At 35.5% G+C, this 26965-nt stretch carries 47 protein-coding genes and 1 tRNA gene; 38 read left to right on the plus strand and 10 right to left on the minus strand.

The features are described from left to right. The first annotated feature begins 6 nt into the window (after positions 1-6). From GFS03_RS07985 to GFS03_RS08120, 28 genes are all read left to right on the plus strand, one after another. Complete coding sequence (locus tag GFS03_RS07985; protein ID WP_153423312.1) at positions 7-723, plus strand: 50S ribosomal protein L2; 717 nt, start codon at positions 7-9, stop codon at positions 721-723. A gap of 35 nt (positions 724-758) precedes the next feature. Then, the gene (locus tag GFS03_RS07990; protein WP_153423313.1) at positions 759-1181 is read left to right on the plus strand and encodes a 30S ribosomal protein S19; all 423 of its coding nucleotides are present in this window, start codon (positions 759-761) and stop codon (positions 1179-1181) included. A 6-nt stretch (positions 1182-1187) separates the two neighbouring features. After that, positions 1188-1661 carry a 50S ribosomal protein L22 gene (locus tag GFS03_RS07995; RefSeq protein WP_153423314.1) on the plus strand — a complete coding sequence of 158 codons (474 nt, stop codon included), beginning with the start codon at positions 1188-1190 and terminating at the stop codon, positions 1659-1661. Position 1662: 1 nt separating this feature from the next. Beyond that, positions 1663-2352 carry a 30S ribosomal protein S3 gene (locus tag GFS03_RS08000; protein ID WP_153423315.1) on the plus strand — a complete coding sequence of 230 codons (690 nt, stop codon included), beginning with the start codon at positions 1663-1665 and terminating at the stop codon, positions 2350-2352. Further along, on the plus strand, positions 2349-2576 hold the full coding sequence (rpmC, locus tag GFS03_RS08005; protein ID WP_153423316.1) for a 50S ribosomal protein L29: 228 nt from the start codon (positions 2349-2351) through the stop codon (positions 2574-2576). Before GFS03_RS08000 ends, rpmC begins: the two co-directional genes overlap by 4 nt. 13 nt (positions 2577-2589) lie before the next feature. Further along, the gene (locus GFS03_RS08010) at positions 2590-2829 is read left to right on the plus strand and encodes a ribonuclease P protein subunit (RefSeq protein WP_153423317.1); all 240 of its coding nucleotides are present in this window, start codon (positions 2590-2592) and stop codon (positions 2827-2829) included. Positions 2830-2838: 9 nt separating this feature from the next. Beyond that, positions 2839-3183, plus strand: a complete 345-nt coding sequence (locus GFS03_RS08015) for a 30S ribosomal protein S17 (protein ID WP_153423318.1) — start codon at positions 2839-2841, stop codon at positions 3181-3183. 1 nt (position 3184) lies between these two features. Then, positions 3185-3601 carry a 50S ribosomal protein L14 gene (locus tag GFS03_RS08020; protein WP_153423319.1) on the plus strand — a complete coding sequence of 139 codons (417 nt, stop codon included), beginning with the start codon at positions 3185-3187 and terminating at the stop codon, positions 3599-3601. Between the two features lie 4 nt (positions 3602-3605). Next, the gene (gene rplX, locus GFS03_RS08025; RefSeq protein WP_153423320.1) at positions 3606-3965 is read left to right on the plus strand and encodes a 50S ribosomal protein L24; all 360 of its coding nucleotides are present in this window, start codon (positions 3606-3608) and stop codon (positions 3963-3965) included. Between the two features lie 6 nt (positions 3966-3971). Next, positions 3972-4691 carry a 30S ribosomal protein S4e gene (locus tag GFS03_RS08030; protein WP_153423321.1) on the plus strand — a complete coding sequence of 240 codons (720 nt, stop codon included), beginning with the start codon at positions 3972-3974 and terminating at the stop codon, positions 4689-4691. A 1-nt stretch (position 4692) separates the two neighbouring features. Then, complete coding sequence (locus GFS03_RS08035; protein ID WP_153423322.1) at positions 4693-5232, plus strand: 50S ribosomal protein L5; 540 nt, start codon at positions 4693-4695, stop codon at positions 5230-5232. Between the two features lie 5 nt (positions 5233-5237). Next, the gene (locus tag GFS03_RS08040) at positions 5238-5402 is read left to right on the plus strand and encodes a 30S ribosomal protein S14 (RefSeq protein ID WP_012711432.1); all 165 of its coding nucleotides are present in this window, start codon (positions 5238-5240) and stop codon (positions 5400-5402) included. 6 nt (positions 5403-5408) lie between these two features. Then, positions 5409-5810, plus strand: a complete 402-nt coding sequence (locus tag GFS03_RS08045) for a 30S ribosomal protein S8 (RefSeq protein WP_012711433.1) — start codon at positions 5409-5411, stop codon at positions 5808-5810. Between the two features lie 11 nt (positions 5811-5821). After that, positions 5822-6367, plus strand: coding sequence for a 50S ribosomal protein L6 (locus GFS03_RS08050; protein ID WP_153423323.1), 546 nt, complete (start codon positions 5822-5824; stop codon positions 6365-6367). After that, entirely contained in the window at positions 6364-6780 is a 417-nt protein-coding gene (locus GFS03_RS08055) for a 50S ribosomal protein L32e (RefSeq protein ID WP_153423324.1), read from the plus strand. Before GFS03_RS08050 ends, GFS03_RS08055 begins: the two co-directional genes overlap by 4 nt. Continuing rightward, entirely contained in the window at positions 6777-7235 is a 459-nt protein-coding gene (locus GFS03_RS08060) for a 50S ribosomal protein L19e (RefSeq protein WP_153423325.1), read from the plus strand. The genes GFS03_RS08055 and GFS03_RS08060 overlap by 4 nt, the downstream gene beginning before the upstream one ends. A gap of 1 nt (position 7236) precedes the next feature. After that, positions 7237-7827 (plus strand): 50S ribosomal protein L18, encoded by a 591-nt coding sequence (locus GFS03_RS08065; protein WP_153423326.1) that lies wholly within the window; start codon positions 7237-7239, stop codon positions 7825-7827. A 1-nt stretch (position 7828) separates the two neighbouring features. Beyond that, the gene (locus GFS03_RS08070) at positions 7829-8473 is read left to right on the plus strand and encodes a 30S ribosomal protein S5 (protein WP_167738484.1); all 645 of its coding nucleotides are present in this window, start codon (positions 7829-7831) and stop codon (positions 8471-8473) included. A 6-nt stretch (positions 8474-8479) separates the two neighbouring features. Beyond that, entirely contained in the window at positions 8480-8956 is a 477-nt protein-coding gene (rpmD, locus tag GFS03_RS08075; RefSeq protein ID WP_153423328.1) for a 50S ribosomal protein L30, read from the plus strand. 1 nt (position 8957) lies between these two features. Next, positions 8958-9392 carry an uL15 family ribosomal protein gene (locus GFS03_RS08080; protein WP_153423329.1) on the plus strand — a complete coding sequence of 145 codons (435 nt, stop codon included), beginning with the start codon at positions 8958-8960 and terminating at the stop codon, positions 9390-9392. A 16-nt stretch (positions 9393-9408) separates the two neighbouring features. Next, entirely contained in the window at positions 9409-10818 is a 1410-nt protein-coding gene (gene secY, locus GFS03_RS08085) for a preprotein translocase subunit SecY (protein WP_153423330.1), read from the plus strand. A 2-nt stretch (positions 10819-10820) separates the two neighbouring features. Then, positions 10821-11408, plus strand: coding sequence for an adenylate kinase (locus GFS03_RS08090; protein WP_153423331.1), 588 nt, complete (start codon positions 10821-10823; stop codon positions 11406-11408). 4 nt (positions 11409-11412) lie between these two features. After that, positions 11413-11862, plus strand: coding sequence for a hypothetical protein (locus GFS03_RS13585; protein ID WP_153423332.1), 450 nt, complete (start codon positions 11413-11415; stop codon positions 11860-11862). A gap of 13 nt (positions 11863-11875) precedes the next feature. Continuing rightward, the gene (locus tag GFS03_RS08100; RefSeq protein WP_153423333.1) at positions 11876-12142 is read left to right on the plus strand and encodes a 50S ribosomal protein L34e; all 267 of its coding nucleotides are present in this window, start codon (positions 11876-11878) and stop codon (positions 12140-12142) included. A 42-nt stretch (positions 12143-12184) separates the two neighbouring features. Next, positions 12185-12754 carry a (d)CMP kinase gene (gene cmk / locus GFS03_RS08105; RefSeq protein WP_153423334.1) on the plus strand — a complete coding sequence of 190 codons (570 nt, stop codon included), beginning with the start codon at positions 12185-12187 and terminating at the stop codon, positions 12752-12754. Beyond that, positions 12754-12996 carry a DNA import protein CedA1 gene (gene cedA1 / locus GFS03_RS08110; protein WP_153423335.1) on the plus strand — a complete coding sequence of 81 codons (243 nt, stop codon included), beginning with the start codon at positions 12754-12756 and terminating at the stop codon, positions 12994-12996. Before cmk ends, cedA1 begins: the two co-directional genes overlap by 1 nt. Continuing rightward, the gene (cedA, locus tag GFS03_RS08115; RefSeq protein WP_181443742.1) at positions 12993-13796 is read left to right on the plus strand and encodes a DNA import protein CedA; all 804 of its coding nucleotides are present in this window, start codon (positions 12993-12995) and stop codon (positions 13794-13796) included. The genes cedA1 and cedA overlap by 4 nt, the downstream gene beginning before the upstream one ends. A 286-nt stretch (positions 13797-14082) precedes the next feature. Then, the gene (locus GFS03_RS08120) at positions 14083-14502 is read left to right on the plus strand and encodes an archease (RefSeq protein WP_153423337.1); all 420 of its coding nucleotides are present in this window, start codon (positions 14083-14085) and stop codon (positions 14500-14502) included. On the opposite strand, the gene GFS03_RS08125 is transcribed toward GFS03_RS08120, so the two are convergent. Beyond that, positions 14480-15022 carry an archaemetzincin family Zn-dependent metalloprotease gene (locus tag GFS03_RS08125; RefSeq protein WP_153423338.1) on the minus strand — a complete coding sequence of 181 codons (543 nt, stop codon included), beginning with the start codon at positions 15020-15022 and terminating at the stop codon, positions 14480-14482. The two genes, GFS03_RS08120 and GFS03_RS08125, sit on opposite strands and share 23 nt — an antisense overlap. Before the next feature lie 142 nt (positions 15023-15164). Between GFS03_RS08125 and GFS03_RS08130 the strand changes: the two genes are divergently transcribed. Together GFS03_RS08130 and GFS03_RS08135 are read left to right on the plus strand one after the other, a co-directional pair. Further along, positions 15165-15238: transfer RNA gene (locus tag GFS03_RS08130), tRNA-Phe, on the plus strand. A gap of 132 nt (positions 15239-15370) precedes the next feature. Further along, positions 15371-16612: a tyrosine-type recombinase/integrase gene (locus GFS03_RS08135; RefSeq protein WP_153423339.1), complete on the plus strand. Its 1242-nt coding sequence runs from the start codon at positions 15371-15373 to the stop codon at positions 16610-16612. On the opposite strand, the gene GFS03_RS08140 is transcribed toward GFS03_RS08135, so the two are convergent. From GFS03_RS08140 to GFS03_RS08165, 6 genes are all read right to left on the minus strand, one after another. Beyond that, on the minus strand, positions 16601-16897 hold the full coding sequence (locus GFS03_RS08140; protein WP_238699082.1) for a hypothetical protein: 297 nt from the start codon (positions 16895-16897) through the stop codon (positions 16601-16603). The two genes, GFS03_RS08135 and GFS03_RS08140, sit on opposite strands and share 12 nt — an antisense overlap. A 6-nt stretch (positions 16898-16903) precedes the next feature. Then, a complete protein-coding gene (locus GFS03_RS08145) occupies positions 16904-17179 on the minus strand; it encodes a hypothetical protein (protein WP_153423340.1) in 276 nt (91 codons plus the stop codon). Then, entirely contained in the window at positions 17169-17324 is a 156-nt protein-coding gene (locus GFS03_RS08150; protein ID WP_153423341.1) for a ribbon-helix-helix protein, CopG family, read from the minus strand. Before GFS03_RS08150 ends, GFS03_RS08145 begins: the two co-directional genes overlap by 11 nt. Further along, a complete protein-coding gene (locus GFS03_RS08155) occupies positions 17325-17597 on the minus strand; it encodes a hypothetical protein (RefSeq protein WP_153423342.1) in 273 nt (90 codons plus the stop codon). A 66-nt stretch (positions 17598-17663) separates the two neighbouring features. Continuing rightward, positions 17664-17852 (minus strand): hypothetical protein, encoded by a 189-nt coding sequence (locus tag GFS03_RS08160; protein WP_238699083.1) that lies wholly within the window; start codon positions 17850-17852, stop codon positions 17664-17666. Between the two features lie 2 nt (positions 17853-17854). Then, entirely contained in the window at positions 17855-18193 is a 339-nt protein-coding gene (locus GFS03_RS08165) for a hypothetical protein (protein WP_238699084.1), read from the minus strand. Positions 18194-18282: 89 nt separating this feature from the next. On the opposite strand from GFS03_RS08165, the gene GFS03_RS08170 reads away from it, so the two are divergent. The 3 genes from GFS03_RS08170 to GFS03_RS13340 all read left to right on the plus strand — a co-directional run bounded on the left by GFS03_RS08170 (position 18283) and on the right by GFS03_RS13340 (position 19104). After that, entirely contained in the window at positions 18283-18480 is a 198-nt protein-coding gene (locus tag GFS03_RS08170) for a DUF5678 domain-containing protein (protein ID WP_153423344.1), read from the plus strand. 61 nt (positions 18481-18541) lie between these two features. Further along, positions 18542-18880 carry a hypothetical protein gene (locus tag GFS03_RS08175; RefSeq protein ID WP_238699085.1) on the plus strand — a complete coding sequence of 113 codons (339 nt, stop codon included), beginning with the start codon at positions 18542-18544 and terminating at the stop codon, positions 18878-18880. A 53-nt stretch (positions 18881-18933) separates the two neighbouring features. After that, positions 18934-19104: a hypothetical protein gene (locus GFS03_RS13340; RefSeq protein ID WP_167738485.1), complete on the plus strand. Its 171-nt coding sequence runs from the start codon at positions 18934-18936 to the stop codon at positions 19102-19104. Here the strand turns inward: GFS03_RS13340 and GFS03_RS08180 are convergent. Further along, positions 19101-19403, minus strand: a complete 303-nt coding sequence (locus tag GFS03_RS08180; protein WP_153423346.1) for a MarR family winged helix-turn-helix transcriptional regulator — start codon at positions 19401-19403, stop codon at positions 19101-19103. The two genes, GFS03_RS13340 and GFS03_RS08180, sit on opposite strands and share 4 nt — an antisense overlap. Before the next feature lie 96 nt (positions 19404-19499). Between GFS03_RS08180 and GFS03_RS08185 the strand changes: the two genes are divergently transcribed. From GFS03_RS08185 to GFS03_RS08205, 5 genes are all read left to right on the plus strand, one after another. Beyond that, positions 19500-19775: a winged helix DNA-binding protein gene (locus GFS03_RS08185; RefSeq protein ID WP_153423347.1), complete on the plus strand. Its 276-nt coding sequence runs from the start codon at positions 19500-19502 to the stop codon at positions 19773-19775. Positions 19776-19916: 141 nt separating this feature from the next. Beyond that, positions 19917-20516, plus strand: coding sequence for a hypothetical protein (locus tag GFS03_RS08190; protein ID WP_153423348.1), 600 nt, complete (start codon positions 19917-19919; stop codon positions 20514-20516). Between the two features lies 1 nt (position 20517). Then, on the plus strand, positions 20518-20847 hold the full coding sequence (locus tag GFS03_RS08195; RefSeq protein WP_162000408.1) for a winged helix-turn-helix domain-containing protein: 330 nt from the start codon (positions 20518-20520) through the stop codon (positions 20845-20847). After that, the gene (locus GFS03_RS08200) at positions 20835-21386 is read left to right on the plus strand and encodes a hypothetical protein (RefSeq protein WP_153423352.1); all 552 of its coding nucleotides are present in this window, start codon (positions 20835-20837) and stop codon (positions 21384-21386) included. The genes GFS03_RS08195 and GFS03_RS08200 overlap by 13 nt, the downstream gene beginning before the upstream one ends. Before the next feature lie 1714 nt (positions 21387-23100). Continuing rightward, complete coding sequence (locus GFS03_RS08205; protein ID WP_153423354.1) at positions 23101-23523, plus strand: hypothetical protein; 423 nt, start codon at positions 23101-23103, stop codon at positions 23521-23523. Here the strand turns inward: GFS03_RS08205 and GFS03_RS08210 are convergent. Both GFS03_RS08210 and GFS03_RS08215 read right to left on the minus strand, forming a co-directional pair. Continuing rightward, positions 23501-26677, minus strand: a complete 3177-nt coding sequence (locus tag GFS03_RS08210) for an ATP-binding protein (protein ID WP_153423355.1) — start codon at positions 26675-26677, stop codon at positions 23501-23503. The genes GFS03_RS08205 and GFS03_RS08210 overlap by 23 nt on opposite strands. After that, the gene (locus tag GFS03_RS08215) at positions 26674-26904 is read right to left on the minus strand and encodes a hypothetical protein (RefSeq protein WP_238699087.1); all 231 of its coding nucleotides are present in this window, start codon (positions 26902-26904) and stop codon (positions 26674-26676) included. Before GFS03_RS08215 ends, GFS03_RS08210 begins: the two co-directional genes overlap by 4 nt. Between the last annotated feature and the right edge of the window lie 61 nt (positions 26905-26965).

Raw genomic sequence — 26965 nt, forward strand, 5'->3', positions numbered from 1 at the left:
TATAGAATGGGTAAGAAGTTATTACAGCAGAGAGCAGGAAAGGGTTCTCCAACTTTTAGGAGTCCAGGTTGGCTACGAATAGGCAAGGTAAGATATCCTAACATATTTGGACATCTTGTAGGTAAGGTAATAGACATTGTGCATAATCCAGGTATGAATGCACCAGTTGCTATCATAAAATTAGAGAACGGAACTAAGTTTTTGACCCAAGCAGTTCAAGGTTTGGTTGTTAACCAGAAGATCGAATTTGGTAAAGGATCCCCAATAGCTAATGGTAATATTATAGAGATAGGTGACGCGCCAGAAGGTACAATAGTATGTAATGTTGAAGAAAATTTTGGAGATGGGGGCAAATACGCTAGAAGTGCTGGTTCATATGCAGTAGTAGTAGGCAAGAGCGGTGATAAAGTACTAATTAAATTGCCTTCAGATAAAATAAAAGCAGTTTCGAATAAAGCTAGAGCTACTGTGGGTGTAGTGGCTGGAGGTGGAGTTATAGAAAAACCACTATTGAAGGCTGGGGCTAATTATTGGAAGTACAAAGTAAAGGCCAAGAAATGGCCTATTGTGAGAGGAGTTGCAATGAACGTAGTCGATCATCCTCACGGTGGTGGGCTACATCAGAGCGTAAGTAGACCTTCTACGGTATCTAGAAATGCTCCTCCAGGTAGAAAAGTTGGTCATATTGCAGCAAGGAGAACAGGGAGGAAGGAGGGTAAGTGAATTTTATAAATGAAAAAGGGAATAGGTGAAATTAGATGTCATTAGAAATACCACCTGAATGGAAGAACTTTAAATACAGAGGTAAGAGTATAGATGAGTTACTAAATATGCCAATGGATGAGTTTATTAAGTTACTACCTTCAAGGCAAAGGAGATCATTAAAACGCGGATTTACTGATGCGCAAAGGCACTTGCTGGAAAAAGTAAGGAAATATAGAAGGGAAGGAAAGGTTAATAAGACTATAAAGACGCATGTTAGAAACTTAGTTATATTACCAGAGCTAATTGGCCTTAAAATGGCTGTGTATAATGGAAAGGAATTTGTTGAATTTACAGTTACACCAGAAATGATAGGCCATTATCTGGGAGAATATTCAGTAACAACCAAGAAGGTTGAGCATGGAGAGCCAGGGTTAAAGGCTACAAGATCAAGTTTATTCTTAGCAATGAAAGGATGATTAGCTATGGCAAGTTGGAATTATCCTCAATTAAATCTCGATGAGTTGAAAATTGCAAAGGCTGTAATTAGAGATGTTCCTGCGTCCATAAGGGATCTTTACAACGTCTGCAAAGCTATTAGGGGAATGTATCTTAATGATGCGAAAGATTTTCTAAATAGAGTTTTAGAAGAAAAGGAAGCATTACCATTCTGGAGATATAATAAGGGTGCATCACATAAGGCTAATATATCTGCAAAGTGGAAAATAAAGGCAGGTAGATATCCAAAGAAAGCTATAAGGTATGTATTAAAGCTATTAGAAAACGCTGAGGCTAATGCAACTAATAAAGGGCTAGATGTTGATAAATTAATTATAAGGCATATAGCTGCCCATAAGGGTATAACATTAAAAAGATATATGCCCAGAGCATTTGGGAGAGCTACTGCAAAGTATAGAAGGTCATCTAACGTAGAGGTAATCTTAGAGGAGGTGGAGTAAGATACCGAATATCAAGAGATATTTCCTTGAGAAGTCTATAGTAAAAGTCAAGATTGATGAGTATCTAGCTAAGCAATACTATAATGCTGAGTATGCAGGAGTAGAGGTGTTGAAAACTCCAATTGGAACCAGAGTTATAATATATGCAGGGAGACCTTCAATGATAATAGGAAGGGGTGGAAGAAATATAAAACAGCTTGCCCAAATTTTTGAAAAAGTTTTTGGTTTAGAGAACCCACAGATTACAATAACCAATGTGGAGAACCCAGAGCTTAATGCTAGAGTAATGGCATTTAGGTTAGCGATAGCTTTAGAAAAAGGATATCACTTTAGGAGAGCAGCCTTCATATCAATGAGAAGAATTATGAATGCCGGTGCATTAGGTGCGGAAATAATAATAAGTGGTAAGCTCACTACAGAAAGGGCAAGATATGAGAAGTTAAAAGAGGGTATTGTCTATAAGAGCGGACAACAATTAGAGAAAATGATAGATAGGGCGGTTGCAATAGCGATGTTGAAACCCGGAATATTTGGTGTTGAGGTAGTTATAACTAAACCATTAAAGATTGAAGATAAAATCAGTTTGAAAGAATCTCCTTCCGTTCCTCAAGAGGTATCAGTAACTAATGTAACTTTTATTGACGAATCCTCACAAAAGAGTGAGGAGAAAGGCGAGGGTGAGAAAGAATGACAGTAGATCTTGAAGAGTTAAGGAAAATGGAAAAAGGAGAGCTGTTAAAAAAGGTGAATGAGCTAAGGTTGGAACTAATCAAACTTAGAGTGCAAGCTAGAATGGGAACTTTAAAGAATACTGCTAGCATTAGAAATACGAGAAAAGACATAGCAAGAATATTAACAGTTTTAAGTGAGAAGAAGAGAGAAGGTAAAGCAAAAACAAAAGTTGAGAATAAATAATTTTAAATGTTTCATGATCTTAGATTATATCAATTCTAATATCAAGATTTTATGGTATATCGATCCCTCTCTAATTTCTAGAAAAGGGCTTATTTTACTAGAGACAGAAAAAACGTTTTTGGTTAGATTAGAAGGTGAAAACAAGGTTATAAGGATATTTAAAGCTCATGGTATATTTGAGATAACTTTTAAAGGTAAGTCTTTTATAATAGGTGGCTATAAGCTGGTAAGAAAACCTTGGAAAAGGATTTAGGTGAGTTAGATGGGATCTAAGGGGAAGTTAGTAAAGGACCCGGGAATACCTAACGTTACTATTCCTGAGAAAGCATGTGAGGATGAAGATTGCCCTTATCACGGATCATTGAGGGTTAGGGGTATTACACTGGAAGGAGTAATTGTAAAATATAGAGGTACTAAAGCTGCAGTTATAGAAAGGCAATACTTATACTATGATTCGAAATATAAGAGGTATGAAAGGAGAAGAAGTAGGATACACGCTCATGTGCCACCATGTGTTAATGTTAAAGAAGGAGATAAAGTTATAATTGGTGAATGCAGACCTCTTTCTAAATCTATAAGTTTTGTAGTATTAAGCAAGGTGAGTTAAAGTGTCAGAGAAGATTCAAGTTTTAGGATCTAGAAAAGGTTTAACGCCAGGTCTCCAGCATAATTCAATAGTTAACGTTGCTGATAATAGTGGAGCAAAAGAAGCAATGATAATTGGAGTTTATGGCTATAGAGGTGTTCTGAGAAGGGTCCCATTCGCCAATATTGCGGACATGGTTATGGTGTCAGTCAAGAGAGGAACACCAGAGGTTAGAAAACAGAAGTTTAGGGCAGTAATCGTAAGACAAAGAATGCCATATAGAAGATCTGATGGTACGTGGATCTCTTTTGAAGATAACGCAGTAGTTATAATAAATCCAGACGGAACACCAAAAGGTACTGAAGTTAGGGGTCCAATAGCAAGAGAAGCAGCTGAAAGATGGCCAAAAATAGCAAGTCTTGCTACATTGGTGGTGTAAAAACATGGTATCTCTTAAACCTTCTAAACAGAGGAAATTCTTATACAGTTTACCATTACATCAAAGGAAGAAGTTGTTAATTGCTAGAGTCTCTGATGAGATTGCTTCTCAATATGGTATAAAACGCATTAGAGTGAGAAAAGGTGATACTGTCAGAGTTATGCGTGGAAGTCATAGTGGAAAGGAAGGGAAGGTAACTCAAGTTGATACTAAAACTGGAAGATTAGCAATAGAAGGGATAACAACGAAAAAAGCTGATGGAACACCAGTATACGTGTGGATTCATGCATCTAAAGTAATAGTAACTAGGCTAGATTTGAGTGATCCAAGAAGGCGAGAAAAGTTAGAAAAATCTAAGAAGTGATGGAAAATGGCTCATATAACAAGATTTGAAGCACCTTGGTTTTTGGTAATAAGCAAAAAACTATATAAGTGGACAGTTAGGTCTAATCCTGGACCTCATCCTATAGAGAAAAGTATACCTTTGGCTATTGTAATTAGAGATTATCTTAAATTTGCGGGAACAATAAGAGAGGCTAAGCGTATAATATTTGACGGCAAAGTTCTAATAGATGGTAAGGTAAGGAAAGACTATAAATATCCTGTTGGACTTATGGACATTGTTTCAATTCCATCTGCTGATTTGTATTTTAGAGTACTTCCTGATAACGTAAGGTTTATGAGATTATCCAAGATATCAGCAGACGAGGCTCGTTATAAATATGTTAGAATCATGAATAAAACCACAATAAAAGGAGGACGTATTCAGCTTAATTTAGAAGATGGAAGAAATATATTAGTCGATAAAGAAGCAGCAAAGAATTTCAAAACGCTTATGACGTTAAAGATTGAATTGCCAAGTCAAAATATAGTGGATTCGTTTGCTATTTCTGAAGGCTCATATGCAATTTTTGTAGGGGGTAAGAACGTTGGTATTCACGGTATTGTTAAGAGTGTGAATTTGAGTAAGTTTAAATCTAGAAAATATAGTGTAGTGACACTAGAAAGCAAAGATGGTAATACTTATCAGACTAATCTCATGAATGTAATGGGTATAGGTAGGGAAAAATCTGATATGAGAGTTGATTAAAATGGCAGAGTCTACTTTATCTGTTAATCAAAATCCAATGAGGAAAATTAAGTTAGCCAAGGTCACTGTTAATATAGGACTTGGCGAATCTGGAGATAGGTTGCAAAAAGCTTATCAACTTTTACAAGAGTTAACTGGGGTCAAACCAGTATATACTATTTCCAAGAAAACTATAAGGGAATTTGGAATTAGAAAAGGTCAAGAGATTGGAGTTAAGGTTACCTTAAGGGGTACTAGAGCTGAAGAATTCCTAAGAAAGACCTTAGAAGCTATAGGATATAGATTAAAGAAGAGTAGTTTTGATGAATATGGTAACGTATCTTTTGGTATTGCGGAACATGTGATCTTACCAGGTGCAAGATATGATCCAGAAATTGGTATATTTGGAATGGATATAGCTATAACTCTCGAGAGAGCTGGCTATAGAGTTGCTAGACGAAGAAGAAAAAAGGCTAGAATTCCGAAGAGGCATAGGGTTTCGAAGGAAGAAGCTATGGAATTTTTAAGAAATAATTTTAATGTACAGTTGATAGAAGGGTGAATAAAATGGGAAAATATAAGCCACCAGCCGAGAGAAAATACGGCAAAGGAGTTCAAGCTTGTCAGAGATGTGGAAGTAGAGATTCTGTAATTCAAAAATATGGGATTTATTTATGTAGACAGTGTTTTAGAGAAGTCGCGTATGAGTTAGGGTTTAGGAAGTATTGGTGATAGGTTATGGTATTTGTAAATCCATTGGCAAATGCTTTAACGTCTATCTATAATAACGAGATGAGAAGGAATAAACAAGCTATTATAATGCCCGCATCTAAATTAGTAATAAACGTTTTAAGAGTTATGCAGAAGGAGGGTTATGTAGGGGAGTTTGAGTATATTGACGATGGTAGATGGGGTAAGATCACAGTACAATTATTAGGAAGGGTTAACAAATGTGGGCCAATAACTCCACGATATCCTCTTAGTTATAGACAGATGATTGCATTACCAGATTATATTAGGCGTTACTTACCATCAAAAGAGATTGGTATAATTATCGTTTCAACATCTAAAGGAGTAATGTCTCACAAGGAAGCAGCGAGAATGCGATTAGGAGGAGTAGCATTAGGATATGTATATTGAGGTGATTTTTAATGCAAGTGGTATTTTTAAGGGAAGAAATTGAAATTCCAAATAACGTAAATGTTGAATTGAAAGGCTCAGTAATTAAGATGAAAGGATCTAAAGGTGAGGTAGTGAAGGATTTCAGTTTCGCTAAGGGTATACAAATTAGTTTAGATGGAAATAAAATAGTATTGGAAACTACATTTGCTGACAGACGGAAAAAGGCGGTTTTCTATAGTATAGTTAGTCATATCAAAAATATGATAACTGGGGTAACTAAGGGTTATAGATATTATCTTAAAATCATATATACGCATTTCCCAACATCTGTAAAGGTAGTAGGAAATGAAGTTCAAATAACTAATCTAATAGGTGAAAAGAATATAAGGAGAGCACCAATATTGCAAGGCGTTAAGGTTACTGTGAAAGGTGAAGATATAGTTGTGGAGGGACCAAATTTAGAGGCTGTTGCCCAAACTGCAGCAAATATTGAGGCAGCTTCAAAGATAACTGGTTTTGATAGACGTATCTTCTCAGATGGGATTTTCATCTATAAAAAAGAGGTGATTGAATGACTGAAGAAAAAATGCGATTATATAGGAAAAAGATTTATACAATAAGGCAAAAGCTTAAGGCAAGGAAGCCAAAGTTCTTACGTTATGATTCCGATAAGTTCTTCAGATTAGGAAGGCAAGAGAAATGGAGAAGACCATACGGAAGAGATAATAAGACTAGACTAAAAGTTAGGGGATTCCCTGCTATAGTGAGTGTTGGTTACAGATTGCCTAAAGAAGTTAGGGGATTTCACCCAAGTGGATTAAGACAAGTTATAGTTCATAATGTTAATGAATTAGTTAAAGTGCAAAACCAAAAGGATAATGTTATTGTAACAATAGCTTCTTCAGTTGGTTTTAAAAAGAGGCTTGAAATTCTAAATAAAGCTAGGGAATTGGGTTTGAAGGTAAGTAATGGGGGTATTAATGCATGACTAACTTAAAAGCTCAAAAAAGGCTAGCTGCATCGGTTGCTGGTGTAGGGATAAGCAGAGTTAAGATAGTGGAGGACTACATTGAAGATGTTCAAAGCTCATTGACCAGAGAAGAAATTAGGAATTTAATAAAAGATGGTAAGATTATAATCCTCAAAAAGGTTGGAATAAGCGGTGGTAGGTTAAAGGAAAAGAGAAAAAAGAGAACCCTTAAGAGCGAAGGAAAGAAGGCAGGAAGCAGAAAAGGTAAGAAGGGAGCAAGGGCAAATAGCAAGCAAATGTGGGTTAAAAGAATAAGAAAAATAAGGGCTTATCTTAAGTGGTTAAGAGATCATAAGGTAATCGATAGACATACTTATAGGGAATTATACTTGAAAGCCAAAGGTGGCAACTATAAAGGAGTTTCTGATGTTAGGAATGTCTTAATACAGATGGGGAAATTAAAAGGTGAGTAAATTGGCTAAGGGTCCTAATTATAAGATAAAACCGAGGAGAAGAAGAGAAGGAAAAACTAACTACTATAAGAGATATGTTTATGTCATGAGTAAACAAATAAGATTTATTGTGAGAATAACAAACAAATATGTTATAGTGCAAATCGCAAAAGTCGATCCTAAGGGTGATATTATGATTACTAGCGCTCATTCTGCAGAACTTGCTAAGAAGTTTGGATGGAAAGGAGATGAAAACAATACTCCAGCTGCGTACCTTACCGGATATCTAGCAGCCTTAAGAGCTATGAAGAAAGGTATAACAGAGTGTGTCGCAGATATAGGACTTCACGTGCCATCCAAGGGTAATAGGGTGTTCTATGCAATAAAAGGTGCTATAGATGCTGGATTGAAAATTCCAATAGGTGATATAGGTATAGAAAACGATAGAATAAAGGGAGAGCATATAGCTAAATATGCAGAGAAGTTGAAATCTGAAAATTCAGATTTATATAACAAATTGTTTTCCCGATATTTGGAAAGGGGACTAAACCCTGAGAATTTACCTTCTCATTTTGAGGAAATATTAAATAAGATTAAATCTTCTGGTGGTTGAAGTGGCAGAGGAAGTACCAAGTATAAATATAGAAGAATGGAAGCCAAGAACTTCTATAGGTAATCTCGTAAAGAATGGTAAGATATCATCTATAAAGGAACTTTTTGATAGAAATCTTCCAATTACTGAACCAGAAATTGTAGATGTTCTGTTGCCTAAACTAAAATATGAAGTTGTGGATATTAAAGTAGTGCAAAAGCAAACTGATGCAGGGGAGATATCTAGATATAAAGTTCTTATTATAATGGGTAACATGGATGGCTATGTCAGTATAGGAACTGGAAAAGCCAAACAGTTAAGGGTCGCAATTCAGAAGGCAATTAGAGATGCTAAGATGAATATAATACCGGTAAGAAGAGGTTGTGGTAGTTGGCAGTGTACATGTGGTGAACCGCACAGTTTACCCTTTAGGGTAGTTGGTAAAGCGGGTAGTGTAGAGGTTGATCTATTGCCTGCACCAAAAGGTACTGGATTAGTAGTTGGTAGTGTATTAAAGATCTTGTTAACTTATGCTGGTATTAGGGATGCTTGGTCTATCACAAAAGGTGAAACTAGGACAACAGAAAATTTTGTCAGAGCTGGATATAGTGCGCTTTATAACACTTATAACTTCGTAACTTTACAAGATTGGGCTAGGAAGAGGTAATCAGATATGGTGGAGTTATTAGGCATAATCAGAATTAGAGGTTGGGCAAAGGCTCCTTGGTATATTAATGAGACATTAGAGATGTTGAGATTAAAGTATAATTTCAATGCCATGATATATCCAAAAACATCTCAAATACTAGGTATGCTAAATAAAGTTTCTCCATATATTACGTGGGGAGAGATAGAGCCAAACACTTTAAAGCTACTAATTATAAATAAACTTGAAACGACAAAAGGGGATAAGGTTTCAGATAGTTATGTTAAAGAAGCGTTAAAGATTGAGAATATCGATACGATGGTAAAACAGTTATACGAAGGCAAGATTTATCTACATAAACTTGATCAATATTTTAAGTTGCCTATTCGACTACATCCACCAAAAGGTGGGTTTAAAGGTAGTGTTAAAAGGCCCTATAAAAATAAAGGTGAGTTCGGATATAGGGGAGATAAGATAAATGAGTTAATAAGGAGGATGATGTAAAATGGTAGTAAGAAGAGAGAAAAAGAGTAGAAAAATGAGAGGATCCCGAACCATGGGATGGGGAATTAGGGGTCAACATAGGGATAGGGGCTCGCAAGGTGGTAGACAAATTGGTATGCATAAAGAGAAATGGTCATGGTTAGTTAAGTACGGTGAAGGATGGTATGGGAAGCATGGATTCAGAAACCCTACTACAAAATTAATAAGTGCTATTTCGTTGAGAAAACTTAATGAATTATTGATAAATGGTTCTATAAAAATCAAAGAAGCAGATGGAAAAAAGATAGTAGACTTAAATGAGTTAGGGTATAATAAACTACTCGGTGGAGGTATTCTAAGCGTTCCCGTTACTATAAAAGTGGGTAAAGCTACTGAGAGAGCGATACAGAAAGTTAAGCAGATGGGAGGAGAAGTAATATTAAGCCCTACTGAGTAATTTTTTTGAGTAAATTATGTCATTCATCGATTCACTTGCCAGTCTTGGACAGTACTTGCCAGCGGTTACTAAACCTAAAGAGAAACCTTCATTGGGTCAAAAGCTAATTTGGTCTTTAGTAGCAGTAATAATCTATTTGATAATGGCATCAACTCCTTTGTACGGTATAACTTCAGCTTCGTTTTTTAAGAACTTAATTTTAGAACAGATTATTTTTGCTTCTACTACAGGAACATTAGCTCAATTAGGAATAGGTCCTATAATAACTGCAGGTTTGATTATGCAAATATTAGCTGGATCTAAGCTGATAAGTATTGATCTAAACGATCCTGACGATAGGGTTAGATTTACTGAAGCACAAAAAGGATTAGCGTTTATCTTCATTCTAGTGGAATCAGCTTTATTTGGTTACGTGTTAGCTAGAACTTCAGCAACAATAAATGCGTCAATATTATTTACTGCAGGGATAGTGATAGCCCAGCTTATTGTAGCTACATATTTGATTTTACTGTTAGACGAGTTGATACAGAAAGGTTGGGGATTAGGATCTGGAGTTAGTCTGTTTATACTAGCTGGAGTTATGAAGATAATGTTTTGGGATATGTTTGGAATTGCGAGCGTTAGTTCCCAAAATTTACCGATAGGTTTCTTCCCTGCATTATTCACTACGTTGGCATCGCATGGTAACATTCTTAATTTAATAGTTAACACGTCAACTAAAAATCTCTTTCAGCCAGATTTAGTTGGTTTACTAACAACCATATCACTGATTATCATAACAATTTATCTTACTACAATGACTATAGAAATACCTGTAACTTCCCAAAAGTTAAGAGGGATAAGAAGAACAATTCCGTTAAACTTTCTATATGTAAGCAGTATACCAGTAATATTTGTTGCTGTACTAGGTTCTGATATCCAGTTATTTGCCTCATTAGCTTCCTATGTGTCGCCCTCAGCTTCAGATATACTAAATACAATTAGTGGAGTATTCTTTTTCCCTCCTCCAAACTCAGCGATACCGCATAGCATATATGCTGTAGTTTTAGATCCATTAGGCGCACTTGAATATGCTGTAGTTTTCATAGTTCTTAGTATCTTGTTTGGTATATTATGGGTTGACGTAGCTGGTTTAGATCCCGCTACTCAGGCTCAACAGTTAATCGAAGCCGGTATTGAAATACCTGGTGTACGAAGTAATCCAAAGATTATAGAGGGAATATTAGCTAAGTATATATATCCGTTGGCATTCTTTAGTTCTATAATCGTAGGTTTAATTGCGGTATTTGCTACACTCTTAGGTGCATACGGTACTGGTATAGGGATACTGTTGGCTGTAACAATTGCAATACAATACTATAGCTTATTAGCTTATGAGAGATCTTTAGAAATGTATCCATTATTAAAGAGGCTGATAGGTGAGTAGGCATGAAAATAGGTATAGTAACTGGTATACCCGGTGTAGGCAAGACAACTGTCCTTTCCTATGCAGATAAAATATTAACTGAAAAGGGTATACCACACAAAATTGTGAATTATGGGGATTATATGCTAAATACTGCTCTAAAAGAAGGTTACGTAAAAAGTAGGGATGAGATTAGGAAATTACAAATTGAAAAGCAACGAGAATTACAAACTTTAGCCGCTAGGCGAATAATTGAAGATTTGTCTTTATTAGGTGATAATGGAATAGGATTAATAGATACACATGCTGTAATTAGAACACCAGCCGGCTACTTACCTGGCCTTCCTAGACACGTAATAGAAGTCCTTTCTCCCAAGGTTATCTTTCTACTAGAAGCAGATCCAAGAATAATTTTAGAGAGACAAAAGAGGGATAGTAGTAGAGCCAGATCTGACTATAGCGATACTAATGTAATCAACGAGGTTATTCAATTTGCTAGGTATTCAGCTATGGCATCAGCTGTGTTAGTAGGAGCCTCCGTCAAGGTGGTAATAAATCAAGAAGGGGATCCCTCAATAGCTGCAAGTGATATAATAAATTCATTAATGTGAAATTATGGAGCTTAGTACTATATATATTTTTTTAATTTCATTTTTATCAAATTTTGTCGTTTATCTAATTTATAAGTATTATTTTTATGATAAAATAAGTAAGAAGATAAGTCTTGTTGAAAAATACGAGGAGAGGCTAAGGAGTATAGCCTCATCTAAAAGAAGAGAGAAAACTTACAAGAAAATTTCTAAAGAGTTAGAATCCTATATCTCATCTATTAGATACTATATGTTCTTGCGATCAATGATATTAGTAGGAGTTTATATAGTTAATCTTGTAATTATTTTAAATTACCTAACTGTTAATATTTATCTTCCATTCTTTATACCTTATCTTACAGTGAAGAGTAATAGCAGTGGGTATTTGATGCTCAACGGATCTCTATTTGAGTTTATAGCATCTTATGTCCTATTTACCCCTATTTCTTTAAGATCAAATTTAAAAACACGGTAGGATAGATTAAGATATGCCTAAACCAGCTTTACGCTCAAGGTCGCTTAGAAGGATTTATATGAAGTTACCAAGTGGAAAGACTGTAATACATTATGAAAGAAAGAAAAACGATATTGCAAAATGCGCTATATGTAAGAAACCTTTGCATGGTGTAAAAACTAACTTTTTGCATAAGTACAGTAAGTCCGAGAAGAGGCCAGAAAGACCTTTTGGTGGATATTTATGCTCATCTTGCCTTGCTCAACTGCTCAAAGCTACGGTAAGGCAACAAATTCAATAATATAATTTAATTGATTTTTGGTTCCAATGAGGAAGAAAATTGATGATAATTGTAATAAGTGGGCCTCCTGGAAGCGGTAAAACTTCAGTGGCTATTAAACTTGCAAACGAGCTATCGTATAAATTTATTTCAGCTGGAAAAATTTTTAGGGACATCGCTCAAAAAATGGGGATTGATATTATAAATTTGAATAAGTTTGCAGAATCTAATTTTGATATAGACAAGATGGTCGATAAAAAAATTTTTGAATATATATTGAATGAGAAAAACCTTATCGTAGAGTCACATATTGCCGGCTGGTTATTTAGAGAATATACTAATATAGCGATATATTTATGGGCCCCACTTAAAATCAGAGCAAATAGAATAGCTATTAGAGACAATGTATCATTTGATGAAGCGATTTCACAAATAGTTAAAAGGGAATATATGCACTACAAAAGATTTAACAAATTCTATGGAATTGATATAAATGATTTGTCGGTTTTCGATTTAGTTATCAACACATCGAATATAGATGTTAATAATACAGTGAAGTTAATTCTAACATATCTATCATCAGTTTCACAAAACCCTCAGCCATTAAAAGAAAAAAATATCAAAGATAAGTAATGGCTGATATAGTTCAATTTGTACAAAATTTGGATACACAAGTTACTGAAGTTGCTTGGAGCGTGTTTATACTAGCGTGGGCTGTTGGATGGGCATTAAGAGGAGCACCTATACCTATTTTCAGAATAAAAAGAACAGGTCAAGACTTAATTGAAGACGCAATATTGGCAGCATTCTGGATTGCATTAGGAACTACTGTCTTCTCACTAATAACTTATATAGCTTCACAAGTGGGATCATGAGTAGCGGATATTCTCCATTCTATATACTTTACATAGCGATCAATATAGCGACATTGACATACACTATTGGTTCATTATTTTATGGCTTACCAATACCTATTTATGGCTTAAAGAAATGGGGACCAAGGATGATGAGTGATGCAATATATGCAGCTGTTTGGATAAACATTTATGGTGTTATAATTTTTGTCATAGGTCAGATTCAAAGTTTACTTGGAGTAGATTGGAGTAGTTTCTTTTCCTCAATTTTACAGTTACAAGCTAATATGTTTAGTGCGCTCATTCAGGTGAAGAGTGTATACTATATTATCACTACTGAAAAGATATCAATGGCACTCGCTCTTCTTGCAGATCCAGTTCTTCAGTTTTCATCTTTTATTACGGATATAATATTTCTCTTACAGTTTTTTATTGATTTAGGGGAATTTATACAGCAGTCTTATATGGTACTTATAGCAATTGGTATTCTTTTATTATCACTTCCTTTTAGGATGGGAAAGAGTATAGGAGGGACCTTAATATCTTCCGCAATCACCTTTTATATCGGTCTGCCATATTTACCGATTTTCATGCAAGAATTGTCTTTCACTTCATTGTCTCAAATAGGTTCTCAATTATCTACGATTACTGATGTAAACACGTTGGTTGCAACCATAGCGGGCATAGTTCCAGAACTTGTAATCATATTTATAATAATACCAATGCTTTATTTGAGTATTTTAGCTGGTATATCGCTAGGATTAGGAAATGCAATTGGAGGCTCTAGTGGCAGAGTTCCATTTCCATTGGACCTATTTTAGGTGATCGAAGGTGAAAAGCAGCAATCTTATGATAATATTGATAATAATAGACAGTATTCTAGCTTTTGTATATTCAAAAAACGATTACGTTATCATTTATACTACTCTATTCATTTTGGTTCTACTATTGATAAGCAAGTTTATTTTGAAGCGGGTTGAGGATTAGTTTGACCGCCCTTCTTCTCTTTTCTAACCTCTTTTGTCATAAATAATGTCGTCTTCTGTCTCCCTCCCATGGTATATCATCAAATAACTATTAATGTGAAGAAATGTTATAAAGTTATATATGAGACCGTTTGAATTCTTTGAGCATACTGCGGATGTTGGTATTAGGGCGTACGGTAAATCATTAGAAGAAGCATTTTCAAATGCCGCATTAGGAGTTTTTGAGATAATTACAGATACCTCAAAAGTAAAACCTATTGAATACCGCGAAATTTATTTAAATGGATACGATTTAGAAAATCTATTATATAAGTGGATAGAGGAACTTCTTTACCATTATGATTCTGAATTAATGGTCTTCAGTAAATTTGATCTCATGATAGATCAAGATTCTATTATTTTAGAAGGAAAAGCGTGGGGAGAGAAATTTGATGGTAAGATACATGAGCGCAGAACAGTAGTAAAAGCAATGACTTATCATCAACTGTCAATAGAAAAGACGGAAAATGGATACATCATCACTTTTGTCGTAGATATTTAGATAGATTTTCTACTTTATATGTACAATTTTTACAGAATTTAGTTTGTTTTTTATCCACATCTTCCACTGTATTGCTGAAATTCATGACGCAACCTATTGTATTACAATGACCCAGTCCTAATGTATGACCTACTTCGTGAGTTACTTCCTTCACTACTCTTTCCATAAATAGTTCTAGATTCGGTTTTCTGTTATAGAATTCTTCTCTTAATCTATTAAGAAAGACAATAGCAAAGTTATCTATAGTTAATCCAAATATAAAGTTATAACCATTTATGTAACCGTCAGAATCTGCTATGAATATTATGGAGTCATAACTAAAGTCGTATGTAGATTTAAGGAAGCTCAATACTTTTTCCGCGTTGTATTGTAATCTTTCCCAATCAAAAGCAGAAATGGGAAGATATTTCCTACTATCGAGTAGTATATCAACTTCTAGTCCATAACCTGAAAGATTATTAATAATCTCATCTATTATTGATTTTTCAATGTAAGTTAATGTAACTATTAAAATCTTCATTTTTTATCACCTACTGTGGGGATCTCTGGAGACCCTACTTCATCGAACCCCTAAATATTTAGGGTTCTCCAAGGGTGTCGCCAGATCCCCGTAAGAAGTAATGACAATAAAAGTTAAAAAGTCATATCTATATTATTATAATGCCGCCGTAGCTCAGCCCGGGAGAGCGCCCGGCTGAAGACCGGGTTGTCCGGGGTTCAAGTCCCCGCGGCGGCATTCCCCTTATTCTTCTCATGAATTGAAAGAGATTAACGTTCTTATTAAGAGAATTATCGGAAACGCCCGAGGAAGAAAATGGAAACGAATATATCAGTTACGTCTCAGATATTTATATCAGAGTGTTTAGGTATGATAGACGTTTCCAGTTTAACTGAAGAACAGAGGATAAAAATTGTAGAGACGGTCCTACAAAAGGGCATCTCGTATGAAGAACTAGGTATAGACAGAGTAACATGGTGGAGGTATAAAAATAAGAAAAGGAAAATACCAGACGAAGTAGTCCAAAAGGCAACTGGTTATTTAACATCGGACGAATTCCTTCAATTAACTACCGGAGTCGATACGTCAAAAATAGGAATTAATGAGGCTATAGGGGTAATCATAAAAGCTACCAAGGATCCGGAGTTTCGAGAACTGTTTCTATCAATGTTACAAAGGAGCTTAGGGGAGTTCATTAAAGCAGCCTCTTACTCTTATCCGGTAACTTCTGAGGACCTACAAACTTTCAAAAAATTAATAGAAAAGAAGAAGGCCAAACGCACTTCAGAGGATCATTTAAGATATATAAATAGAGTACTTGCGGACAATAACTATGTAATTTCGCCCGATAAGATTAAGGATTACTTATTCGAACAAGAGGAGGAAAGCGAACACAGAGCCAGAAAAATGGCTATTGTACTTAAGCTGTTTATCAAAGAAATAGTAAAGCCTAAAGATCCCATTCTTGCACAAATCCTCTATTATTCCTTTTCAATACCTCAACCTAGAACCAAATATAAGCCAACTATCCTTTCAGTAGACCTCCTTAAACGGATTTTTAGCGAGATTCAAGAAATAGGGAGTAAAACTTACTTTTTATTAGCCTCAGAGACCGGGCTGCGAACCGGAGAATTATTCCGTCTATCAATTGAACAGATTGATTTAAAACATAGGGTGATTAGGCTGATGAAAGAAAACGAAACAAAGAGAGCTTACATAACGTTTTTACACAGAAAAACAGTCGAATGGATAGAAAAGAACTACATTTCTTATAGGGAAGAATACATAAGGAGGTTTTGGGGAGGGCCCATGGCACTGGGACAGGACGTAGAAAAATGGAAGACAAAGTTCTTCCCTATGAATGAAGATAAGATAAGAGCTGAGATAAAGACAGCTATGCAGAGAGCAGGCAAAGTATTCAGGCTATATGACTTAAGGGCCTTTTGGGCTAGCTATATGATTAAACAGGGAGTAAGCCCGATGATAGTGAATATTTTTCAGGGCCGTGCAGCACCAAATCAGTTTAGAATCTTGCAAGAGCATTACTTACCTTTTTCAGAAGAAGAGCTTAGAGAAATATATGAGAAATATGCCCCAAAACTATTGAGTTAAGGGTTCTAAAACCAGGGTAACTTCTCTGTTTTCCTTCATTATTCTTTCCCAAACTATTGATAATTCCTTTGGTAAGATTATAGCATATTTGCCCCCTCCTGCTTTGAAAGGCTTTCTGACTCCCAATTTCAGCGTCTCGTTTTTGTCTATTATTGTAACAAAAGCAGGGATCGGGAGAAGGTCATTGAAGTCCTGTGGAATGTAAATCGTATAATAAGTATAGTTTCCTTTGGTCTTCCTATATACTCGACGTTTTGGGATAACTAATGGCATTGTTAGTGCCATCCCAGTTCACCCGGTAAACTCCCCGGTTTCCTCTTTGAGCTTTTCGATTATCTTTTTCAGATGGAGGTCCTGCTTTTCCTTGCTTGATATCTGCAAAGCTATTTCTATCCCTCTTAATAGTATATCCCTCTGACTCCTTAATTTTTCATTCTCCTTCCTAAGAGCCTCTAACTTCTTCTGTAATACTAACACTCTGTTCTCCAGGGCAGTGATTGTATTGATCGCTCTGCTGTATTGAACTTGCAGCTCCCTGTTTTCCTCTATAATTTCGTTAATTGTCATCTTTCTTCACCAGTGTTTTCTGCTGGAACAGATAGAATTTGATAGCTTCTCTGATAACTTCGCTACGCTCTTTTCTGTTATTTACACAGTATAGATCTAGCTTCGTCAAAAGTTCTTCATCCACTTTGAACGTTACAACCCTCATTTAGCTCACCTCCTCAAATTCTAAATATTCTAAAATTTTGAATTTCATTATTTTTCCGTTTGAAATAATCTCAAACGGGATATTATGCTCAGAGTCGTTTCCCCTTATTGTAAGCTGTACATTGTTATAAAGCATCGCTTCTACGATGATTTTGTTGGGATCAAATTCGAAATTGAGATATTTCGATAGTAATGATGCTGCAGTATTCTTTATCTTTAGTATTAGTATGTCAATATCATCTTTCGTTAATAATAACTCGTCAGTCATAGCCATTTTCTTAACCCCTCCCTTCTCTCTATCTTCTTATTCCTTCCCTCTTTCTCTAATGCTTCTAACAGTTCATCTTTGTATTTCTCTAACCAGAATTTGTATTAGCTCGTCAGTGTACTGGTATGCTATTTTTTCCAAATCTTCGTCACTAAGCTCAACGTCATCAATATCTATTTCAATGTCGTCATAGCATACGATTCCATTTTTAGTACAACTGCAATTATTGTACGCTAGTTCGTCAAACTTCTTCCAGTTCATCTTCATTCCTCCTCACCAAACTGCTGTACTATCTTCAATGCCTTCCTTGCCTTTTCAGCAACTCTCTTCTTCAGCCATTCTAGTGCCTTTTCGTTAGCCTGAACTATCAATAATACTTTTTCATCAGATAATCTTATTTCATGATTTACGAGCTTGTAGTACGCAGTTTTGCTTAACTCTCTTGCCTCTACTAGTTCCCAGATTGTATCTGCGAACTCATCCGCGAATTCCTCTTTATCTTCTACGTCTAATAGAGAGATTAAAAAAAGGATATTTTGGGTTTCCCCGTGAACAGGGGTGTTTTCCTTTGAAACCTGAAGTGTGAACATTTCTGTTATCACTATGATACGTATAACGTATTAGGTATATAAATTTTTTGATACGTAAAGCGTAGAGTATGTTAATATTCCTATAAAGCAATAGTAGTTATATGCCGGAGAGTTTGGTTGTCAAAGATCCTAAATACCTGGGTAAGTTCATAGCCGTGGACGAGGACTTCAATATTATAGGGTATTCGGATTCGAAGGAAGAATTGAAGAGAGAGTTAGCGGAAAAGGGTTATAGTATCACAGATTACGATATAATATATGTCCCTAAATCCCTCCAAAAAGATTCTAAAAGTGATTAAATTTTCTGATTTTTACGGAAATCTTATTCCCTTACTAAAAATAAGGTTTGAATGCCCCAAGGTGGGGAAAGATAAACTAGTGTTAGGACTGATAGATACAGGCAGTAGATACACAGTAGTTAACAAATACACTGTTAACGAATGTTTTACAGAAGATGAGATAAAAGGTAGACATGTAGATAAAGTGATAATCAATAACAAGGAGCACTATAGATATTCGTTTAGGTTAATCTTTCCTCAACTTGACAATATAAGCAATATCTTTAATGCAGCAGTATTAGAATATAGTCCTTTTCCAGAAGAAATAATTCCGGCTATAATTTTAGGTAGAGAAGATTTCTTACGTAATATTATATTGTGTATATATAAATCCGAATGGATGACAATATATATTGATTAATAGTTCCAGTACTCCCACACCGCTATTTATTATTTTGTATTAAATGACCAAACATGGATAAAGATTGTTATCTAAAAGGATTCGAGGATTGCTTAGATTTAGTATTAATAGAATTGAAGAAATCTAAGAATTTAGAGGAAGCAAAAGTACGCATAGAGGTAATCTACACAGAGTTAAAAGAGAATAAATACGAGGTTATAAGAAAAATGCTAAATTTGGATTAAACCTCTACCGAAGGTTTTTGCGGGTGTTTGGAACTTTCATTGACTATGTCAACTATTTCTTTTAACCTCTTAGCTACTTCCTTCCCGTATTCCGTCAAAAATATAAGCCTTCTTCTTGGGAACGTATCTTCCCTCTTATCATAAACAAGACCTAATTCCATTAATTCGTCTATAGCTTTCTTAATCGCGTTAGGATTACTCCCTGTTTTTTCAGATATATCCCTAAATGCAGACCCATCTTTTTCGAGTAAGAATAACAGTACCCTTTGTTGCATTTCAGTAAGCTCTGTACGTTTCACGTAATAGACTTATACAATATTATATAATTAATATATGTAAACTGCTACGTGAAACGTATAGGAATATTTATATATTAGATACGCTATACGTATCATATGAAAATAAGAGATCAGTTGATGTACCCGACAGCTAAGATTTTACTAGTTTTATTGGACGGACCAAAGACGGATAAGGAAATAAGAGAAATTCTTGGAATGAGCTTGACTACGTATCATGAAAACATAACATGGCTGATCGCAAACGGATATATTGAGAAAAAGGAAGAAAGATATACACTTACTGAAAAAGCCAGGCAACAACTAATTAAGACGTTCTTGCCATTTTCGAGATATATAGAGAAATTGAAAGAAACTGCCATTACATTAACTTAAAAAAAGAGGGCTAATGGCTGGAGGGGTGATCAATGAAAGTATTCTCTGCAATTCTTATAAGCATTACGCTGTTACTCATCATCTTCTTCATCATCTTACAACTGGAATTTCTCTCAAAAGAGAGTAAACTGGGGGGTTAACATGCTAATAGCCATGGGACATACGGTCTATGGAGAGAGAATAAGAAGAGATTTTCCTAATATCTTAGTATATCCTGAGTTTTTCGACTCTAAGAGAGAACTAATCCAGGGTGATTTCAAAAATTATGTGAAGAAGCTTTGGAATCTGAGAACTATTATTAAAATCGCAATATATCCCGACTACATCTACTACACGCTTACGGTCCCGAAGAATGTGGAATACATTATTCCGGTCCATTCATTAAATGAAGGAGTAGTAAGGATTTACAAACAGTTAAGCAATTTTACAAAAGTCTGGTTGGGCTTTGCATCAAACGAGAAATACAGAGACTATGAGATTACTGATTTTATTGAATTTGCTAAAAGGCTTAACGCTAAGAGGTGGTACCTCGGCGTATCAACCAAAAGAGAATTAAGAGAAGCAATACGATGGAACTTTGATGGCCTAGACATAACTACGATGCTTCTAGGGAAGTTCGAACAGATAAAGAACTTAGATTATGTGGTGAGAAAGCTCAGGGAACTACTAAACTATACAAAATCTCAGGGATCCCAAAGGCAAACTACTCTTTATGAATTCGTTAACTGGGGGGTTTACTGAGATGAGGAAAAACACTCCTGCAAAAATCATGAAGTTACTAGAATCAGGTCCTAAGTCTGCAGGTGAAATAGCCTCAGTTCTCAATATACAGTCCAAAGAAGTATATCCGTGTGTTAGGAGATTAGTAAAATGGGGATTTGTTGAAGCTGAAGGAACAGCCAATTTAAGGATATACAGACTTACCGATAAGTACTATCAGTTTAAGGAATATGCGGAAAGAGCTAATCTATCCGACGCTATTTCGGAGTTAGAAAAGATACTGAAAAGGAAACTGACAAACGACGAGATATACGCATTAGTCTGGCTCAGGGTGAGACTATGGAGACAATAACACCGCTTTTTAGATCTGAAAAGACGCTAGCTACATTTGAACTACTTGCGGATCTCAGGCCCCACACTGCTGCAGAAATAGCTGCATATATAGGAATAGATGATTCACGCGAGGTCTACCCCAGGCTAAAACGCTGGACCTCTCTGATCGAAATAAGGAAGATAGGGATCAGAAAGAATATTTACAGACTTAAGGACAGGGTAGTAGAGGCGGTAAAGAGAGGACTAAAGATATCAACGAAAACTGAAAAGGTCCTAAAGAAGGCTGAGAGGGTAATGAGAAAGACTATGGGAAGAGAACTGACTGATGAGGAGAAGGTAGTACTTGAGTTCCTTATTAATTATTATAAGGAGACTGGAAAGAAGTGGTATGAAGGGAAAGTAGAACCTGTAGTGCAGACAATTGCCAGGGTAAAAGGGTTGGATCCTAGTGATGTTGTTTCTGCGATACTGTCTCTATATCAAGCAGGGCTGATAGCGTTATGGCCTGACGCTGATAGGCCTAAGAAAGTGGCCGTAACTAAAACACTTCTTGCATGAGAGAATAACAATTAGTTAACACTATCAACCTTTTTTCTCAATTTTGTAAAATAAATTCTAACAAGCGTTAACTCCCCAGTTTAATTTGTAAATTTTTGTCTAAAAGTGTAATTAACTCTTTGAATAAACTCCTCAGTTTATTAAAATAAAATTCAATCTTCTCTAAAAAGAGATATAATATATATAACTACTACCGAAAACATTCCAAACACATTTACTACAAAACTCACTTCACTTTTTACTTTCAATTTTACGTATTTTTACATAAGCTAACATATAGCAATTGTTTAAGCTAATTGAATTTTTTATTTCACTTTTAGAAAAATTTTAGAAGATGAGAGGCCTTACACTGAGGAAACTACCCTGGGCCTACTTTTTCATTCCAAAATTCACTGGGCCTTTCACTTTAGTAGTAGTTAATAATAGTAAACTCCCCAGTTTCTCTAGAAAAAAAATTCAAACTTTACGCGGTCCTTTTCTATATGCGCACTTCACTTTTTTGCATACTTTATGAAACTTACTTTTTCACTTTTTCTTACTATTTTCGCAATTTTCAATCTATTATTTCTTTCATTTTTTGTCTAATTTTCTACTTTGAATTTATTTACTTTTTATCGCAACGCTCCTTCGCCCGCCCCAATTTCACCGGGCCCCCCAGGTCAGACAGTCAGTAGGTCCAGATTAGAAGTAGGTCCAAGGGATCCGATTAGTTAGTAGGCCCTGTAGGTCCATAGTAGGTAGGTCCTTTTAGGAAGTAGGGAGGGGTTAAGGGGCGAAGCCCCTTATACATATGATTAGAGATTAGAAGAGTTAGAGAGTCAAGCTGTTAGAGGTCCTCTGTTAAGAGATTAGATAGAATAGCAGCTTAGAAACTTTGAAGAATAGCAGTTAGTGATGTTTGTAGGATACAGAGCTGTTTAGAAATAATTAGGTTCAGGTTAGGGAGTTAGTTTAGAAGTAAGAATTTAGGTAAGTATAGTCAGAAAGCAGAAGAAGAGATAGATTAGTCAAGAAAAAATAGAGTAAGTAAAGCTGCAGAAAGCAGATTTGTTTTAGAAAAACCTATGTAGATTCTTAAAAAAGAGAATTTGAGAGTTAAGAGAAAGTAGGATAGTTTTGGTTAGTGCGTTAGAAGTAAAGAGAAAAGAGAGGAAGAAGCAGAAGCAAAGAGAAAGTAGTTTTGAAGAGTTAGTCGGATTAGAAAGAGTTGTAAAAAAGCAGAGTTAGTTAGACAGAAGATTTGTAAAGCGATTGGCAGCAAAAACAAAACAGAGACAGATAAAAAGAAAATGAAGTAGTTGAAGAGAAGATGATTTGTAAAGCAAAAGCAAAAACAGAGACAGAAGAGTAGAGATTTGCAAAGCAAAAAGAGAGAGCAAAAGAGAGATTTGTTAGTAAAGATAGAGTAAAGTTAGAAGTGAGTTAGAAAAGAAGCAGAGAAACAAAGTTAGAAAGAGAAAAGAGAGTTTTAGGGGCCGGGCGAATAGCCCGAAATTGAAGTTAGAAATTTTTGATAGAGAGTAAGAGAAAAATAAAAGAGAGGGGGAATATAGATGAAGCGCGGAGCATCCAGTAACATTGAGTAACATATTCGTAGCATTCAGTTATAATAAGTAAAAGTTCAACCGCATTGAATAGTTTATAGTATATAATTGCAACTATCTGTAGCATTTTGTGAGGTATTTAAACTTTTAAATATATTATATAAGAGAGCATGAGTGAAAGTAATTTAAATCAAGCAAATCAAAATTCTGATAATAAACAAGAAATAGAAAAAAAGAAAGAAAAGAAAAAGAAAGCTAAGGAAAATGAAAAAGAAATAGTATTAATACTTCCAGATAAAGCTAAAACATTTAAAGCTAAAGTAGAAAATTGTATAATTCTTATTCTTAAAAGTGTTGATATTATAAATGAGAAAGATCTTATAACTAGACTTATTTTAGAATGCGAAACTGCTAAAGAATATTTTAAGAAAACACAAGATGTCGGTTATCTGAGGATAATCTTATGGAAGATGGCACGAAAGGGAATAATAAAAAGGGCAAGAATCCTGGGTGACGGAAGAAGAAGATACTATTTATTGCCAGAAAAACTGGAACAGCTGAAGGACAGAATTATGCAGGGGCCAGGGGAATAACATAATCTGCGCCGCCCATGTCTATTCTTAAGTTAAGCTCCTTAACGTATACGTTTTTTATCATGTCCTGCCCCCTTGAAAATCTCTGCAGCATTTCTATATATTCGCTATCAATGTAGTATTTATTATCGTTTATTTGTACTAAGTATTTGCTATCCTCTCTGCCAATTATATCTATGATCAAATCCTTCAGCGTTATCCTTGTTAACTGGGGAGTTAACTCTGGGCCTTTTGTACTTTCCTTACTTTTGTCTGGTCCCTCTGTAAACTGGGGAGTTAGTTCCAGTCTTTCATTAACAGTTTTAATCTCAGCTGGTCCCTTTTCGTTTCCATCGTTATTATTAGTAATAATATTTTCACTTTGCTCTCTCTCTTGTTCATTTCCAGTAAACTCCCCAGTTTTTGCAGGATTTTCTAGTTTTTTGTTCTGTTTTTTCGCCGTAAACTCCCCAGTTTCTATCTTCTTCTTTTCCTTCCCTTTCATTCTTACAGAAAATATCTTTACTTTATTCTTATAATCTTGCGGAATACTTTGATCCTGCATGAAGCTATCATAGATCTCTTTCAGTTTTGCAAATTTATCTTCGCTAGTCCAAATGTGAATCTCTTTAAATAAGTTCATAATTGGGATATACTTCTGCATATTTCTTCTGACTTGCTCAGGATGAACTTCTATTTCGTTAGGCGATTCAATTTCTATAGCAATCGCTTCGTTATAGTGGGGTCTGAATGTGCTTTTATCAACTAGAAACGCTACCAGGTCTGGTCTTATATCGCCCTCCTGCTTGCCTCTTACAACCGTGTAGCCTTTTTCTAGATATTTAGTCATCACTCTCATAGCAATCTTTCTACCTTCTTCGTTATCTACAATTCCTTTCAATCTGAACAGCCCGCGATTGTATTGCAGTTTTAGTTTGTTTCCAATTTTTTCAGTTGTTATATACTGATCTTGTTGCAATCTCGCGATAATTTCCCTCAGTTTTTCTCTGTCAATTCCCAAATCTTTTAATAAATCAGCCTGGAACGTCATATGTTCAGGTGATTTCCATATATAATATAGGATATATTGTTCCAAAGGCTTCGGCACTTCGCAATATCTTAGCACAGGGTTCAGCATTGTCTTCGAATCTTTCTTCTCAATTTTAGGTGTAAATTTCTCAGCAGTTTTTTGGGCTAACTGCTTAGCGTTACCTTCAGAGCCAACCTTATCTACCCTGTCTATCAGAACTTTCACTGGCGCAGTCTTTTCGCCCGGCCTTGCTCTCATAAATACTACTGCCTCACCAACCGATAAGTTGGGGACTACTTCGCTAAGTTCTTCGCTAAATGCTCTATCTAATTTTATTGCTAATTCCTGCCCCCTGGGGCTGCTTTGTGCCATAATGAATTTCACGTTAGTATTTGATAGTACATGCTCCAAAACTCCTGCCTCTTCTAATTGCGCCAGGTTCTGATTCGCCATTATAAGATGCATTCCGTACTTTCGTGCCTCAGCTAGGATTTCACTTATATAAGGCAGATGAGCGACATTCTGGAATTCATCTATATAAGTCAGGATTGGCATTCTATCAGAAGTCTTGATGCTCCTCTGTAAAACGTGGTAAAATAATGATGTTATTATAGAAGCCTGAACTAAATAACTAGGAATCTCGCCTAGCTTGTTTTTCCCTGTATCAAACAACACTAATACGTTGTCTTTCAATATTTCGTCCCAATTGATAGTAGAAGGTCCAGTTACCTTCTTCAATATTTCATTCTCTACAAATGGCTTAAGTCTGCTCAGCAAAGATATGAACGATTGGGCGGGCATCTGCTGAAGTGCTTCTACCTCTTTTTCAAACACCTCGTCGTTTATGTCTAAGTCAAGTTCTTCATTACGCAACGCTAAAACCAGTTCGTAAATGTCTGAAAGTATGGGGTTGTCAGTTTTTTCGTAAAGCTTCGTAAGAAGAACTTGGAATATGTACTTTACGTTCACTGCAGTCTCTACTAGGCCTAACATTTTTTCGAGAATAGCAGTAGCAATTGATACACCTAGCGAAATGTTATCTTTTCTGTTCTCGAAAACGTTCGGCAATTGCAGAGGATTAATTGCGAAGTTTGGTATAGAAGCGTCAAAATAATAATCAGCATAAATTGAAAGATCTCTAGCCAAGTCATGGTTTGGGTCTATAACAACTTGAGCTTTCTTCTTGTTAGTCAGTTTTTTCATTTCTACAACAAGCTTCGTAATTGTTGTTGACTTACCAGACCCAGTAGCTCCTACGATATAAAGATGCCGATAGAAATCTTCTAAATCAAGTCTGAAAGGCGTACCATCTTCCAGGTGACCGATCATTATGTCATGTCTTTCAACTGTAGTTAACGGCAACTGAGCAGATCTAGAAAATTCAATTTTTACTACAGAAGGATTAGGTACTATAACTAGTGTCGGTAGCGAAGATCTGTTCATGTTTAACCACAGGGTTTGGTATAGAGATGGAAACGTAGGAAGCTTAGGCGGTATATACAATATATTATATATTGCTTTCTCTCTTCTCTTCCTCAAGAAATAGAAATCTAGCAAGTAATTTCCTAGAATAGCATTTCCGTCAGTCCTTACTGGGAAATTAACATACTGTTTAAACTCATCAGCAAGCAATAAAACCCTGCTTCTATCGGATCCTAAAATTGCAACCCTCAGATAAAACAGATCTTCCCTCATTTTGTTGCGTATAATCTGAGCTTCAGCATCGATATCTTCTGATGGTACATTGTACTTTTGTCTTGATTTTTTTATTGCCAACAATCTGTTCATGTGTTTTGTATGTAGACCCCTTAGACGATTGTCCAACACAGCCCACACTAAAAGCCCATCACCTTTTTCGAAGTCGTTCAAGAAGCTGTGTAAATCATGAACCTCTAAGGGATATGGAAAATCTCTTTCTTTCTTCAGCAAAAATTCAACGTAATATTGGAAACTGGGGAGTTTTTTCGCTTCATTTATTCCGAAATATTGCGCTAAGGATTGTTTAGCAGTTATCGTATTAACGTAAAAATGCAGATATTTCTCACCTTGATAATATAGCACTCCGAATGTTCTTCCTAGAAGATTTATCAGACTAACTTTAGAATAATCAATATCTACCCTGGGATAAAGCTCATACCACCTCATTTCATCACCACCGCAACTAAAATTACTACTGCAAATAATACTATTACAGCCGAAACATATTTTCTAAAAGCAGTAAACATATGAGACGTCAAATACGTCAAAAGAACTGCCAGAAATATAAGAATGATGGGACTCAATTCTTCTGCTTGCATTTGCGTTAGTCCTAAGTATTTTGCTAGAAATGTGGTTATATACTGTAAAATTTCATTGTACGCTTTATATATCATACCCAGTACATTGATAGATATCATCACCTGAATCAAGGAAAATACTTAAATATGAGGACCC

Origin of the sequence: Sulfolobus sp. E5-1-F, from assembly GCF_009601705.1 — an archaeon.
Classification (GTDB): domain Archaea; phylum Thermoproteota; class Thermoprotei_A; order Sulfolobales; family Sulfolobaceae; genus Saccharolobus.